This window comes from Alicyclobacillus acidocaldarius subsp. acidocaldarius Tc-4-1 (assembly GCF_000219875.1).
GTDB classification, from domain to species: Bacteria; Bacillota; Bacilli; order Alicyclobacillales; family Alicyclobacillaceae; genus Alicyclobacillus; species Alicyclobacillus acidocaldarius_A.
The window spans coordinates 1,011,104-1,025,704 of the sequence record NC_017167.1 but is presented as its reverse complement, the minus strand read 5'-3'; the positions used below and the strand labels follow the sequence as shown (position 1 = coordinate 1,025,704).

General features: G+C 61.5%; 15 protein-coding genes. 1 reads left to right on the top strand and 14 read right to left on the bottom strand.

Annotated elements, in window-relative coordinates:
- Positions 1 to 117: 117 nt before the first annotated feature.
- The 5 genes from TC41_RS04670 to TC41_RS04640 all read right to left on the bottom strand — a co-directional run bounded on the left by TC41_RS04670 (position 118) and on the right by TC41_RS04640 (position 6,253).
- Entirely contained in the window at positions 118 to 1,671 is a 1,554-nt protein-coding gene (locus TC41_RS04670) for an APC family permease (protein ID WP_014463866.1), read from the bottom strand.
- Between the two features lie 719 nt (positions 1,672 to 2,390).
- Positions 2,391 to 3,365, bottom strand: coding sequence for a 4-hydroxy-3-methylbut-2-enyl diphosphate reductase (locus tag TC41_RS04655; RefSeq protein ID WP_014463862.1), 975 nt, complete (start codon positions 3,363 to 3,365; stop codon positions 2,391 to 2,393).
- A 61-nt stretch (positions 3,366 to 3,426) separates the two neighbouring features.
- Positions 3,427 to 4,932: a nicotinate phosphoribosyltransferase gene (locus tag TC41_RS04650; RefSeq protein WP_014463861.1), complete on the bottom strand. Its 1,506-nt coding sequence runs from the start codon at positions 4,930 to 4,932 to the stop codon at positions 3,427 to 3,429.
- Between the two features lie 39 nt (positions 4,933 to 4,971).
- Positions 4,972 to 5,847: an inositol monophosphatase family protein gene (locus TC41_RS04645; protein ID WP_014463860.1), complete on the bottom strand. Its 876-nt coding sequence runs from the start codon at positions 5,845 to 5,847 to the stop codon at positions 4,972 to 4,974.
- A 16-nt stretch (positions 5,848 to 5,863) separates the two neighbouring features.
- Positions 5,864 to 6,253, bottom strand: a complete 390-nt coding sequence (locus TC41_RS04640) for a DUF3886 domain-containing protein (RefSeq protein WP_014463859.1) — start codon at positions 6,251 to 6,253, stop codon at positions 5,864 to 5,866.
- Between the two features lie 449 nt (positions 6,254 to 6,702).
- Here TC41_RS04640 and TC41_RS04635 point away from each other — a divergent pair, with 449 nt between their 5' ends.
- On the top strand, positions 6,703 to 6,984 hold the full coding sequence (locus TC41_RS04635; RefSeq protein ID WP_012810377.1) for a hypothetical protein: 282 nt from the start codon (positions 6,703 to 6,705) through the stop codon (positions 6,982 to 6,984).
- Positions 6,985 to 7,009: 25 nt separating this feature from the next.
- Here TC41_RS04635 and TC41_RS04630 read toward each other — a convergent pair whose 3' ends face one another.
- The 9 genes from TC41_RS04630 to ald form a co-directional block, all read right to left on the bottom strand.
- Positions 7,010 to 7,444: an RrF2 family transcriptional regulator gene (locus tag TC41_RS04630; RefSeq protein WP_041695047.1), complete on the bottom strand. Its 435-nt coding sequence runs from the start codon at positions 7,442 to 7,444 to the stop codon at positions 7,010 to 7,012.
- Between the two features lie 50 nt (positions 7,445 to 7,494).
- Positions 7,495 to 7,806, bottom strand: coding sequence for a non-heme iron oxygenase ferredoxin subunit (locus tag TC41_RS04625; protein ID WP_014463855.1), 312 nt, complete (start codon positions 7,804 to 7,806; stop codon positions 7,495 to 7,497).
- A complete protein-coding gene (gene sufB, locus TC41_RS04620; RefSeq protein WP_041695046.1) occupies positions 7,806 to 9,203 on the bottom strand; it encodes a Fe-S cluster assembly protein SufB in 1,398 nt (465 codons plus the stop codon). The genes TC41_RS04625 and sufB overlap by 1 nt, the downstream gene beginning before the upstream one ends.
- 50 nt (positions 9,204 to 9,253) lie before the next feature.
- Positions 9,254 to 9,709: a Fe-S cluster assembly sulfur transfer protein SufU gene (gene sufU / locus TC41_RS04615; protein ID WP_014463853.1), complete on the bottom strand. Its 456-nt coding sequence runs from the start codon at positions 9,707 to 9,709 to the stop codon at positions 9,254 to 9,256.
- Positions 9,696 to 10,928: a cysteine desulfurase gene (locus TC41_RS04610; protein ID WP_014463852.1), complete on the bottom strand. Its 1,233-nt coding sequence runs from the start codon at positions 10,926 to 10,928 to the stop codon at positions 9,696 to 9,698. Before TC41_RS04610 ends, sufU begins: the two co-directional genes overlap by 14 nt.
- A complete protein-coding gene (locus tag TC41_RS04605) occupies positions 10,925 to 12,196 on the bottom strand; it encodes a SufB/SufD family protein (RefSeq protein ID WP_014463851.1) in 1,272 nt (423 codons plus the stop codon). The genes TC41_RS04610 and TC41_RS04605 overlap by 4 nt, the downstream gene beginning before the upstream one ends.
- 15 nt (positions 12,197 to 12,211) lie before the next feature.
- A complete protein-coding gene (gene sufC / locus TC41_RS04600) occupies positions 12,212 to 12,997 on the bottom strand; it encodes a Fe-S cluster assembly ATPase SufC (RefSeq protein ID WP_008339423.1) in 786 nt (261 codons plus the stop codon).
- 154 nt (positions 12,998 to 13,151) lie between these two features.
- A complete protein-coding gene (locus TC41_RS04595; protein WP_014463849.1) occupies positions 13,152 to 13,466 on the bottom strand; it encodes a metal-sulfur cluster assembly factor in 315 nt (104 codons plus the stop codon).
- A 17-nt stretch (positions 13,467 to 13,483) separates the two neighbouring features.
- Entirely contained in the window at positions 13,484 to 14,596 is a 1,113-nt protein-coding gene (gene ald / locus TC41_RS04590; RefSeq protein WP_014463848.1) for an alanine dehydrogenase, read from the bottom strand.
- Positions 14,597 to 14,601 lie beyond the last annotated feature (5 nt).

Below are 14,601 nucleotides of genomic sequence, written 5' to 3'. Positions count from 1 at the left end.
CCCTCCTACCTGACTGAACGGCATCTCCCATTGTACTGCGCCAGATCCATGCTCGCCGCCTGAGCGCAGCAAAAAAGCTCGACCGATACAAAGATCGGCCGAGCCCACAGATCCGTCTCAAATCACAGCCGCATTGATGTCCTCTTCCGCGACCTGATCATCGTCAAACACCGGCTTCGGCAGCGCCGAGTTCACACCCCAGTAGTAGAGCGCGATGGACACCACCACGACGATGATTTGATCCCAAGGAGACGGAATAGCTTTGATTCCTCCGAACGTCCCGAGATAGGAGAGCAAAATCATGACGACGAAGTACGCCACGAGCCACCAGCTGGCGCGCAGCTGATCGCCAAAGCTCACCACGTCCTTCGGCACGAAGCGCTGGAAGATGACGTACAGCACAAACATCACCAGCATGCAGCCGAGGAGCCAAGAATCCGTGCTCCAGCCGGTCCAGTACACGATGAGCGAAGCGACGATAAAGGACAGCGGACCAATCACGGACATACCCTTCAGCATGAACGGGCGCTCCAAATCCGGCGCCGTCCGACGAAACGCGTGCGCGGAAACCGGACCTACGACGTACGTTACAACGGTAGCGGCAGAGACGACGTTGACCATCGCGCCCCAAGACGGGAACGGCAGCGTCCAGAAAATCGCCATGACGAATGCCAACCACAGCGCAGCGTGGGGAACGCCCGTCTTTTCGTCGACGCTGCCAAAGACCTTGAAGAACGTCCGGTTGCGCGCCCAACCGAAGATGACGCGCGTGGTTGCGGACAGGTAGATATTCGCCGTGCCCGAGGGCGAGATGAAGGCGTCAAACAGGATGAGCCACGCAAGCCACGTAAAGCCAAGGACCACCGCAATGTCATGGAACGGCAGCTTGAACACGTTGTCGACATTCGCCCAGCCCTGCGCAATCTTATCCGCAGGCACAGCGCCGAGGAACGCGATTTGCAACAGCTCGTAGAGGGCGGCCGACAACACGACGGCCAGGATAATCGCCATGGGCACGTCGCGCTGCGGACGGCGAGCTTCGGACGCAAAGCCCACCGACTGCTGGAACCCGAGATACGCAAAGATGATACCGGACGTGGAAACCGCCGCCTCAATGCCCGAGAATCCGAAAGGCGCAAAACCGTGCGAATGGAAGTTCACGCCCTTGAACTGCGTGAGGAGGGTGATGACCGTGATGACCGGCACAATAAACTTGAACGCCGTGATGATGGTGTTCGTCTTCCCGAAAAGCTTGACGCCGAAGTAGTTGATGGCGAAGAAGATCGCGAGAAGCGCCAGCTGCACAAACCATCCGAGCACTGTCGGATTGCTGCTCTGAGGCTGGGTGAGCTGAGGCCACCAGGCCGTCGCGTACTGGCGAGCTGCCTCCACCTCAATGCCTGCAACGCTGGAAAACGCGACGAGCGACGCAAACCCGAGCAAATACCCAATGAGGGGCCCGTGCGAATACAGCGGGTAGCGCACGGAACCGCCCGCGCGCGGAATGGAACCGCCCAATTCCGCGTAGACCAGGCCCAACAGGATGACCGCAATTGCGCCGATGAGCCAGCTCAGCGTTCCGCCGGGCCCTGCAGTAGAAGCGACTCTCGCGGACGCGAACAGCCACCCGGACCCGATAATGGACCCCAATCCGACGAACGTGAGATCCATCAGAGAGAGTTGTTTTCGAAGTTTGCCTTGCTGCAAAAAGCATCCCCCTAACGTCGTAATGTCTGGGCTCCGAAATCTCTGCGGCGCTCCTCAGCTCATCCTCCGCTCTTGTCCCACGCATGGCGCATTTTGTTGATCAAATGTGAAAATTCGATGCAAAAACCCCATTTCAAACACCTTGAGCCATGCCTTTGCGCCCTGCGCGACGAACCTCTCGCACGCCGTCGTGCAATCCCCCCAATTCACCTCCCATTTTAAATATGTAAAGTTTTCTTTCAATTCCGCGCCGCCTCGGAGCTATTATATCACCCTGTGTCCGTTAGTCGAACCTCGAGATTCCCTCTGCGCAAAATTTTTTCGATTCTTGTCGAAATGAAAGCGCTATCCCGAAATTGCGCCCAACGAACCTTTGAGCTCCTTCACACATCGCCGAAAAAAACTGCACACCGCATGATACGTTTTCCGACACGCCCACCGCTCCCCTCGCCCATACTCGACATTAGCGGGAAATGTGCAGGACGTGAAGCAGGTTGATACCGCGATCCCCCGCCACAAATCCCACGCCGTAGCCGGCGAGCGACAAAACCCCAACCAGCAAAGCCATGTGAAGAACGTGAGAAATCCACGGCCGCGCGCACCTTTCGGCACGCGCAGCCGCCACGCCCACAGCCCTATCGACACGACCAGGCACGCCACCGCCACTCCCCAAAGCCAACGGGTCATGTCGCCTCCCGCTCCACGCCCTGGCGAACGCGTTCGTTTCGCAACACAGGCAGAATGCGATTCGGGTCGAGCGTGCGCTTCGGACGATGCGTCGAGGGATCGGCCGGATCGAACTGCTCCAGGTAGTCCACGACTTCTTTCGTCACGGCGGTCGGCGTACTCGCACCGGAGGTCACCGCTACCCGCTTGGCGTTCATCAGCCACTCGGGGTTGATCTCGGTCACGTCCGCCACGCGGTACGCCTTCACCCCGGCAATCTCCTCCGCGACCTGGGCCAAGCGGTTGGAGTTGTTGCTGCGTGGATCCCCGACGACAATGCACACGTCGGCCTGCCCTGCCTGTTCCGCAACCGCCTGTTGTCGCAACTGCGTCGCAAGGCAGATCTCGTTGTGCACCTCGGCCGTGGGGTATTTGCGGCACACCATCTCCGTGAGCTCGCGCGTGTCCCACTGGCTCATGGTGGTCTGATTGGTCACCACAATCCGATCCGTCTGAAGCGACAGCGCTTCAATGTCTTCCTTGTTTTCCACGAGGTGCACGTGCCCTGGCGCGACCCCCATCGCTCCTTCCGGTTCGGGATGACCCCGCCGCCCAATGTAGACAATTTCGTACCCTTGCGCTACTTTTTCCCGGATCAGCTCGTGCGTTCGGTTGACGTCTGGGCAAGTCGCGTCGAGCACCGTCAGGCCCTTCTCCCGCGCCCTCCGCTTGACTTCTGGGGACACGCCGTGCGCGGTGAAGATCACCGTCCCATGATCAATCTTCTCGAGCAGCGACAGGCGATCCGCGCCGTCCAAGGTGATCACGCCTTCGCGCGCAAACGCGTCCACCACATGCTGGTTGTGTACAATCATGCCCAGGATGTAGATGGGCCGCGGCAGGCGCTTGTCTTCGGCCGCCCGCTTGGCGATCACCATCGCATCGACCACGCCGTAACAGTAGCCGCGCGGCGTAATTTTGACGACCTCCATACGCTCGCCCCCTCGTCTCCATGATACCCGAACGCCCGGCGCAGGGCACGCTTCACGTGTCCTATCGCCGCCATTCGTGCAACAGCCGCTGCTTCAAATCCCAGAGCGGCTTGGACAGGTCCACGTGGTACTCGTGCGGATTCAGATGTCGCCTGACCTCCGACGAGAACGCGGAGAGCTGCTCCTCCACGCGCGCCTGGATCTCCTGCACCGTCGGGAGCTCGTAGACCAGCTCGCCACCGACAAAGACCGGGCGAAGCAGTTCCTCCACCTCGTAGTTCTGCACCACTTTGCGCTTGTATGTGTGAATCGGATGGAACAGTTCGAGCGGTTCGGCCGGATCGTACACCTCTTCGTCGAGCGCGATGAGGTCCGCCGTGGCCGATCCGTTCACGTACAAGCGCAGCACCTTCTTCTTCCCAGGGTTTGTGATCTTATTGGGGTTTTCTGAGATCTTGATCCTCGGCTCCATGCGATCGCCAAACTGCTGCGCGACGAGCTTGTACACGCAGCCGAGCGACGGACAGTCTTCGCTCGTGATGAGCCGCGTGCCCACGCCCCAGGCGTCGATCTCGGCCCCTTGCGTCAGAAGATCGCGAATGGTGTACTCGTCGAGATCGCTCGACGCGATGATCTGCACATCCGCAAGCCCTGCGTCGTTCAACATCTGGCGCGCCCGCTTGGACAAATACGCAAGATCGCCGCTGTCAATTCGAATGGCCTTGAGGGATTGACCCGCCGCCTTCATCTCCAGACCGACGCGGATGGCGTTTGGAACGCCGCTCCTCAATACGTCGTACGTGTCGACGAGCAGGACGGTGTTGTCCGGGAATGCGGCGCGGTACGCCTGAAACGCCTCGTACTCGCTGGGGAAGCTCTGAATCCAACTGTGCGCCTGTGTGCCCGCCACCGGGATATCGTAGGCCTGCGCCGCCAGCACGTTGCTGGTCGCCACGCAGCCCCCGATGAACGCCGCGCGCGCGCCGAAAATGGCCGCGTCCGCATTCTGCGACCGCCTGAGCCCCATCTCAATCACGGTGCTCCCAGGGTGCCTGACGTTCGTCCTCGCCGCCTCGACGATCCGCCGCGCCTTCGTCGCGATGAGGCTCTGATGGTTGATGAACGCAAGGACCGCCGACTCAATCAGCTGAACCTCCGCGATAGGCCCCTCCACGCGCAACAGCGGCTCGTTCGGAAAGACCACCGTGCCCTCCGGGACCGCGTACACGTCGCCGCGGAATCTAAAATGGCGCAAATAGGAAAGAAAGTCCTCGGAGAACATGCCGAGCGACCGCAAATAGGCGAGATCGTCCTCTGAAAAGCGGAGGTTGTGGATGTACCACACCACCTGTTCGAGGCCCGCCGCAATCACGTAGCCGTTGCCGCAAGGATTCTTCCGGTAGAAGAGGTCAAACACCACGCGGGTCTCGTGGCGGCCGGCCCGAAAGTGGCCGTACATCATCGTCAATTGATATAGGTCCGTGAGCAGCGTCAGATGGCGATCGCGGTACACCGGCAACGCTCCTATCTCTTCGACGCGCGCCCTCGCGCGCTCCTTGATGTCCATCCCCTCATCCCCATCCTTGGCACGACTGATGGCCTTGGGTTATTCCGAAACAAGACGAGCCCCGAGCGCCCGGAGCATCTCGCCATCGGACCCCGCGCACACGTCCCGCACGCGGAGCGAATAGGGCTCGCCTTCCATCGACTGGATAACACCGCCCGCCTCCTGAACCAAAAGCGCCCCGGCCGCAATGTCCCAGGCGTTGAGATCGAACTCCCAGAAGACATCGATGCGCCCGGCGGCCACGTAAGCCAGGTGCAACGCGGCTGCTCCAAGCGTTCGCAGGCTCTTGACTTCGGCGATCACGTCTGCGGCTCGTTGCATCACACGCGTTCGATCGCGGTGCCGAACGGGGAGCCCCGTCGCCATGACCGCGCGCCGCAAATCGCACACGCCGGACACGCGCATGCGTTTGCCCGGCCAATCCTCGGACGGCGCGGCGAGCCAAGCCTCCACGTCGCGATGGCCCGCGGCATACGCGCCTTGGCCGCGGAGCGCGTAAAACCACTCGCCTCGATACGGATCCAGGACGACGCCGACGCGCACCTCTCCATCGCGCGCATACGCGATGGAGACCACGCTCAGGGGCAGTTGGTGGACGAAATTCGTGGTGCCGTCCAGCGGATCTACAATCCAGAGGTCCGGACAGTCGAGACAGTCCGCCAGGGCTTCGACCGCCGCTTCCCGCCCGGGGCGGACGCCCTCTTCCCCCAGAATGCGATGATGGGGAAACGCGTCGGAGAGTGTATGGCGGATCGCCTCCTCGCAGGCGCGATCGACGTCGGTCACCACATCAGCCAGCGACGATTTCGTCTCCACCACCAACTCGGTCCGATAGCGCCTGATCATGTGATCGCCCGCCGCGCGTGCGGCTCGAAACGCGGCCGAGGCGAGCGAAACGTAAGACGCCTCCAACATGAGTCACAATCCCTTCTCAGTCGTCGCCCTTGAAGAAGCGCCAATCGAGTTTCGATTGCTCCAACAGCGCCGCAAAGGACTCACTGTCGTCACGCGGATTGAGCAGCTCTTCGAAGGACAACTCCTCCTCCACGTCCGCCTCCGCACGTCTTTCATCGGCCTTCCTTGCCGAAAGACGTTCAGGTCTTCGAAGCGCCCCCTCGTTCGATTCCTTCGGCTCCAGCGAGGCCCTCAGCGCGAGGAGCTTTTCCGCCACGTCGCCCTTGAGGGCCTCCTCCAACTGCACCGTCGAACGTTTGGGCGTATCTTGTTCCTCCTGGCGTTGAGGCGTGGATTCGCCCCGCGCATAGGCGGGCTTGTCGAGCCCGTCGTCATCCCGCCGTTTCAAGGGTTTCCGTTTGGCCATTGCACATGCCCCCAATCCCCGGCTCGGCTGCGCAGGCCGCCGGGTGCCGAACCATCTTCACCCCACGCCAGTTGGGCGCGGGATGAACTTGCCCATCCGATTTGCTACAATACCCGTAGTTTGGTCCGATGACAAGCAGAGGAGGCGCATTCCATTGCGGACTTTTTTCTGGGTGCTGTTTTGGGTGGCCGTCGTCGTCGTCGGCATTGAGACCTTCATCCCCCGGAGCATCTAAACGCGCACAAGGCGGCGCGGCGCTCACTCCTCTCGTGCCGCGCGTCTTGCACACCCGCCTGCGCACCGCCCGGTGAAGGCGGACCGTCGCGCACCGACCTTCTTGACCTGCCCCTCGTGCCATGGAAAAACTGGCGGATTGCCGTCCGGCGCAGTATACTGGTGATAAGATGGCCTATTTACACGGGAAGACGGCATGAAGGGGGGCTGCGGAAATGGAGGTCTACCGCTCAGACGCATGGTCCAATGCCCATTTCCGGGTGAAGGACACGCTGGCGGCGTTGCTCAACGAAATGCGCGACTGCGGATACAATCCCAGCAACCACATTTCGTATGACGCAGACGAACACCACTTGCTGGTCGATCCTGTTATCCTCCACAAACACCCGTCCATCAAACAGGTTTACCTTGCATATCTGGACGCGTGCCACGAGCGAGACAAGGCCGTCGAACAAATCCAGCAGTTGCCCAAACTCGATCTCGGGTTTACGAATTAAACGCAGAAACGACGATGTGCCGCTTCTACACCTGAAGCGGCACATCGTCGTGCATGACGTCGGCGAGCGAAAGCTGGTCCAGCGCTCGCGCGATGGCCTTGGTCACCCGCACCCACACACTCCTCGCGTGGCAGCCAGCGTACAAATCGCAGGACGCGCTGTCGGGGTCGGCGTCGTCGACACAAGCGATGGGCGCGAGCGACCCTTCCAGCACCCGAACGAGCTCTCCAACCGAGATCTCCTCCGCCGGCCGACTCAGATGATACCCACCATTCACGCCGCGAACACTGGTCACCAGATTCGCCCGGCGCAACTTCGCCATGATCTGATCTAGGAACGGCTCCGGAATGGATTCCGCCTCTGCAATGGCCCGGAGCGGCACGGGCCGCTCATGCCCCGCCATTCTGGCAAGCGCCACCATGGCCCGGAGTCCGTATTCCGTACGGCTCGAAATCTTCAAGTTATCCCTCCGTTCCGCGTCGAGCGCGGAGGGCGGAATCGACGGACGGATCAGCTTTCATCGTCGATCCACACTTCTCCGCCGCGCACCTCCACCGGATACGTCTGCAGCGGAATCACGCACGGGAATGCCTTCGGCTCTCCCGTGCGAATGTCGAACTTTCCTCCGTGACGCGGGCAGTGCACAATGTGTCCTTCCAGTCGGCCCTCCGTGAGCGACTGAGCAGCATGTGTGCACACGTCCGACGTCGCGTAAAATCCATCCTCGGCGTGGTAAATGGCGACGTCGTCGTAGGGCAGCTCGACGCGCTTCATCTCTCCCACGCCGATCTCGGAGACGTTCGCCACCTTGATCCAAGCCATCAGCCGATCGAACCTTCCATCTCCAGTTTAATGAGCCGGTTCATCTCCACAGCGTACTCCATCGGCAGTTCGCGCGTGAACGGCTCGATGAAGCCCATGACGATCATGCGCGTCGCCTCTTCCTCCGGAATGCCGCGGCTCATCAGGTAGAAGAGCTGCTCCTCGCTCACCTTCGACACCGACGCCTCGTGCTCAAGCGTCACGTCGTCGTTCATGATCTCATTGTACGGAATGGTGTCCGACGTCGAGTTGTCGTCGAGGATCAGCGTATCACACTTGATGTTCGCCTTGGCGCCCTTCGCGTTCGGGCCAAAGCTCGCAAGCCCCCGATACGTCGTCTTGCCGCCGTGCTTACTGATCGACTTCGACACGATGGTCGAGGTCGTATTGGGCGCCAGGTGAACCACCTTCGCACCCGCGTCCTGATGCTGGCCGCGGCCGGCCACCGCGATGGACAGCACCATCGCCTTCGCGCCCTCTTCCATCATGTAGACCGACGGATACTTCATCGTCAGCTTCGATCCAATATTGCCGTCGACCCATTCCATCGTCGCGTTGCGGTACGCCACGGCGCGCTTCGTCACCAGGTTGTAGATGTTCGGCGCCCAGTTCTGAATGGTCGTGTAGCGGCAGCGCGCCCCGCTCTTCACGATGATCTCGACCACCGCGCTGTGCAGCGAGTTGGTGCTGTAAATCGGCGCCGTGCAGCCCTCCACGTAGTGGACGAAGCTGTCCTCGTCGCAGATGATGAGCGTGCGCTCGAACTGACCCATGTTCTCCGAATTGATGCGGAAATACGCCTGAAGCGGGATCTCACAGCGGACGCCCTTTGGCACGTAGATGAAGCTGCCGCCGCTCCACACCGCGCTGTTCAGCGCCGCAAACTTGTTGTCCTCAGGCGGCACCACGGTGCCGAAGTACTCCTTGAACAGCTCCGGGTACTCGCGCAGCGCGCTATCCGTGTCCATGAAGATGACGCCCATCTTCTCGAGGTCCTGTCGCATCGAGTGGTACACGACCTCCGACTCGTACTGCGCCGAAACGCCCGCCAAAAATTTCTGTTCTGCCTCCGGGATGCCGAGGCGGTCAAACGTCCGCTTGATCTCCTCCGGAACTTCGTCCCAGGAGCGCCCCTTCTTCTCCGTGGGCTTCACGTAGTACGTGATGTCGTCGAAGTTCAGCTCGCTGAGATCGCCGCCCCATGTCGGCATCGGCTTCTGCTGGAAGATCTCAAACGCGCGCAGGCGGAAGTCCGTCATCCAGCCCGGCTCGTTCTTCATCATCGAGATCTGCTCCACTGTCTTTCGCGACAATCCCTTGTCGAGCTTCGCCACGGCGATGTCGGGATCGTGAAATCCATACTGATACTCTTCCATGTCCGGCAGCACTTTCGCCATGCCCAATCCCTCCTCATGGTCCATTTCGGCCGCCTCTCGCGGCCTCGCCCTTACTCGCCGAGCGTCTCTTCCTCGATATGCCCTCCGTGCGGCACCGACGCTGCGCGCTCCAGCGCCTGCCACGCCAATGTCGCACACTTGATGCGGGCCGGGAACTTTTTGACACCCTGCAGCGCCTCGAGTTCCCCCATTTGCTCCAGATCCACGTCTTCGCCGCGCATCATTGCGCGAAACGCATGCGAGAGCTCGACGGCCTCCTCAATGGACTTGCCCTTGATGGCCTCCGTCATCATCGAGGCCGACGCCATCGAGATGGAGCAGCCGCTGCCGAGAAACCGCACGTCCTTGACGACACCGTCATCCACCAGCAGTTGCAGATGAATCTCGTCGCCGCAACTCGGATTGCGCAGATCCACCGAGATGGCGCCTTCGTCAAGCGTCCCCCGGTTGCGGGGATGTTGGTAGTGATCCATGATCACTTGGCGGTACAGATCATCCAATTGCATGGCCGAAAAACTCCTTTGCCTCGAGAACGGCATCCACGAGCGCATCGACGTCTTCCTCGGTGTTGTACAGGTAGAAGCTCGCGCGCGCCGTCGCGGGGACGTTGAACAGGCGCATCAGCGGCTGGGCGCAATGGTGCCCGGCCCGGATGGCCACGCCGCGCGCGTCCAGCACAGTGGCGAGATCGTGCGGGTGGACGCGGCCGAGATTGAACGTGACGAGGCCCGCGCGCGACTGTCCAGGTGGCGGACCGAAGATGGTCACGCCGTCGATCTCGGCCAGCCGCTCGACGGCCTTCGCCGCGAGCGCAGCGTCGTGGCGCTCGATCTCCGCCATGCCGACCCTCTCCAGATAGTCCATCGCGGCGGCGAGACCGATGGCGCCCGCGATGATGGGCGTGCCGCCCTCAAACTTCCACGGCGCCTCCTTCCACGTCGACTCGTACAGATCCACCACGTCGATCATCTCGCCACCGTAGTACGTCGGCTCCATCTCCGCCAACAACTCGGCTTTGCCATACAGCACGCCGATTCCCGTCGGGCCGAGCATCTTGTGGCCCGAGAACGCCAGAAAGTCGCAGTCCATCTCCACGACGTCCGTCGGCATGTGCGGCACGCTCTGCGCCCCGTCCACGACGATGATGGCCCCGTGGCGGTGGGCGATCTCGGCGATCTCCCGCACCGGGTTGACGGTGCCAAGCACATTCGACACGTGGGCGATGGCCACAATCTTCGTCCGATCCGTCACCGCCGCCTCGACGTCCTCCAGCCGGATGGTCCCGTCCGGCTGAAGCGGCAGGTAGCGCAGTGTCGCGCCGGTCGCTCGCGCCGCCTGCTGCCACGGGATGAGGTTGGAGTGGTGCTCGCTCGGCGGCAGGACAATTTCGTCGCCTTCGCGCAGCTTTGCGCGCGCATATCCGTGCGCGATCATATTCAGCGACTCCGTCGTGCCACGCGTGAAGACAATCTCCTGCGGTGATTTCGCCCGAATGAACCGCGCCACCCGCTCGCGCGCCGCCTCGTAAGCCTCGGTCGCGCGCGAACCCAGCGTATGCACGCCGCGGTGCACGTTGGAGTTGTCGTGCTCGTAGTATCGACGCAAAGCGTCGATGACCTGGCGCGGCTTCTGCGACGTCGCCGCGTTATCCAGGTACACCAGCCGATGTCCGTTGATTCGCTCCGACAAAATCGGGAAATCCTTGCGAAGCTCCTCCGCGTTCATCGCGCAAGCTCCCTTTCCACCCTTGACACGACGAGATCGCGCATGGCGTCTGTAGGCAGTGCCTCGACCGAATCGCGAAGATAGCCCCAGATGATCATCTGCACCGCGACGGACTGCGGAATGCCGCGCGACATCAGGTAGTACACCTGCATCGGGTCAATCTTGCCGACGCTCGCCGCATGGCCGCAGCGCTCCACGTCGTTCTCGTCGATGAGCAGCATCGGGATGGCGTCCGCGCGGGCCGTGCCGTCCACCATGATCATCCGATCGTGCTGCTCGCTGCCCGCGCCGACCGCGCCCTTTTCAATCTGCGTGCGGCTGCGGAAAATCACGTTCGCGCGGTCGCGAAGCGCTCCGTTCATCGAGATCTCGCTCTCCGTGTGGCGCCCCACGTGCCGCATGCTCGCCGTGATCTCCACGTGCGCGCGGCCGTGGCCGAGGCCCATCACGCGGGTGAGGCTCCGGCTGCCCTGCCCCACAAGCGCACTCTCAATCGTCTCCACCGCCTGGCCATCGGACGTATCCGCCACCACCCAGTCGATCTCGGCGTCGTTGTCCGTCTTCGCCCGCCGGGTCACGAAATGGATACCGCCCTTGGACCACTCATCCGCCATCGCCACTTCAACGCGGCTCGCCTGCCCCGCGAAGACTTCAAGCACATGGCTGTTGACAAAACGCCCCCCGTCCGCCGCGAAGGTTGTCTCCGCGTAGCGCAGCCTCGACAGCGGATCGGTGACGACCAGGCTCCGCGAGCAGGCGCTGAAGGGCCGCCCCGTCCAGACGTACACGACCTCGACGGGCTGTTCCAGCTCCACGCCGCGCGGGACGTGCACAAACACACCGCCCGCAAAAAGCGCCATGTTCAAAGCCGTCCACTTCGCCTCTTCGGCGGGCACGATGCTGCCAAAGTGGCGATTCCAGATCTCAGGATGCGCTTCACAGGCCTCCTGAATGGCCAGGAGCGAAATGCCCTTTTCCTTTGCCTCCGCCGCGAGGCGAATCTCGCGGACCAGGCCGTCGACGACGAGCGCGTACGAGTGGGCGATCCCGCGCACGTACGCGAGCGCAGATTCGGGAATCGCAGCTTCGGAGGGCTCGAATTCGCCCACTTCCCACGCGACACGCCGCAGATCCGTCTTTTCAAGGCGAGGGACCTCAAGCGACTCATACAGCTTCCAAGCCGCATCCCGTTTCTCGGTCACGGCCTTGGGCTCCTGCAGCGCCTGAGCGACGCGCAGCACTGGATTCAAAGCAGTCACTTCTCCCATGGCTGCGTCACCCCCTCAGGCTTCCACTTCGACAGTCTCATCTTCAATGCCGAGCTCCTGTTTCAGCCAATCGTATCCTTTGGCCTCAAGTTCCTCGGCAAGCTTGGCATCCCCCGACTTGACGATGCGGCCCTGCATCATCACGTGGACCACGTCCGGCACGATATAATTCAGCAGCCGCTGATAGTGCGTGATGATGAGAAAACCGATGTTGTCCGACCGCAACTGATTGACGCCGTTCGCGACGATTTTCAGCGCGTCAATGTCGAGACCCGAGTCGATCTCGTCCAAAATCGCGATACGAGGCTCCAGCATGGCCATCTGCAGGATCTCGTTCCGCTTCTTTTCTCCCCCAGAGAAGCCCTCGTTCAAGTAGCGCTCCGCGAACGATGGGTCGATGCTCAGTTCCTTCATCTTCTGCACCAGGCGGCGGTGGAACTGAAGTACCGGAATCTCGTTTCCCTCGCCGCGGCGGGCGTTCAGCGCCGTGCGGATGAAGTTCGCGTTCGACACCCCAGGAACCTCGGCCGGGTACTGCATCGCGAGAAACAGCCCTGCTCGCGCGCGCTCATCCACCGACATCTCGAGGACGTTCTGGCCGTCGAGCCAGATCTCTCCCGCGGTGACCTCGTAATGCGGATGCCCCATGATGGCCGAAGCCAACGTCGATTTGCCGGTCCCGTTGGGGCCCATGATGGCGTGAATCTCTCCACCACGAATATGAAGGTCAACACCCTTCAGAATCTCTTTGCCTTCCACCTGTACGCGAAGACCGCGAACGACGAAATCTGGTTTGCTCACACGAACCGACCTCTCTCTTTGCGCCTCTATCTCGGCAATGTAATGTTGACTTCAGAAGTCATCTTTCGATCCCAAGAGTACCACAACGACAGCAAAAAGCAAGTCGGCGCAGGGCCGCTGGCTCCCGCCCCGCCCTGCGCGATTTCGCTCCAACTCAAAACAGGTATTTGAACACGAGCTTCGCCTCTTCGGACATCATCTCTTTGTCCCAAGGCGGATCGAAGGTCAATTCCACATCAACCTCTTCGACCCCCTCCAGTTCGGACACCTTCTCGATGATCTGCTCCTTGATGTCGTCGAACAATGGGCAACCCATCGTCGTCAGGGTGACGGTGACCTTGACTCGCTTTCCGCCATCCTGAATGTCGATGCCGTATACCATGCCCAAATTGACGATGTCGATCTGGATCTCGGGGTCAAGCACGTCCATCAAGACCGTGCGCACCTGTTCCTCGGTGACCACACGCATCCCCCCTTTGCTTAATTTTACAGCAAACTGTCGATCGGTGTATAGGTGAGCCCAAGCGCATCCGCGACCGCTTGGTACGTGACGCGGCCCTTGTACACGTTCACGCCGCGGGCCAACGCCGGATCGTGCCGAAGCGCGTCCTCCCTGCCCTGCGCGAGCCGCAGTGCGTAGGGCGCCGTGGCGTTGGTCAGGGCGAGCGTCGAAGTCCGCGGTACCGCGCCCGGAATGTTGGCCACGGCGTAATGCAGCACGCCGTGCTTTTCGAACACCGGATTCGAGTGGGTCGTGATGCGATCGATGGTCTCAATGGATCCGCCCTGATCGATGGCCACGTCCACGACCACCGCGCCGCGGTTCATCCCCTTGACCATCTCCTCAGTGACGATTTTCGGCGCACGCGCTCCTGGGATGAGCACCGCACCGATGAGGAGATCCGCGCCCTCGATGTGCTCCCGGAGATTGTACGGATTCGACATCATGGTGCGCACGCGACCCTGGAAGAGGTCATCCAATTCGCGCAGCCGCTTCGGATTGTTGTCGAAGATGGTCACATCTGCGCCCATGCCCACCGCCACGCGGGCCGCATTCGTGCCGACGATCCCGCCGCCCACCACGATCACACGCGCGGGTGGCACGCCGGGCACGCCGCCGAGCAGAACGCCGCGCCCCCCGTGTGCCTTCTCCAAGAAGTGTGCCCCAATCTGAATCGACATGCGCCCCGCTACCTCAGACATCGGGGTCAACAGGGGCAGTGAGCGATCCTCGAGTTGCACCGTCTCGTACGCAATCGCGGTGACGCCGGACTCCATGAGCGCCCTCGTCAACTCAGGCTCTGGCGCGAGGTGGAGATAGGTAAATAAAATGAGCCCGGACCGGAAGTATGAATATTCGACCGGTTGGGGCTCTTTGACCTTCATCACCATGTCCGCCGTTTTCCAGACCGTCTCTGCGTCCGGCACGATGGTGGCGCCTGCAGAGGTGTAGTCCTCATCTCGAAAACCGCTTCCCTCTCCCGCCCCCGCCTCAATCCGAACCTCGTGCCCTTGGTCCACCAGCGCGTGAGCCAAAGCCGGCGTGATAGCCACCCGGTTCTCGTTGTCTTTCAATTCCTTGGGTACGCCGATAATCACCTTGA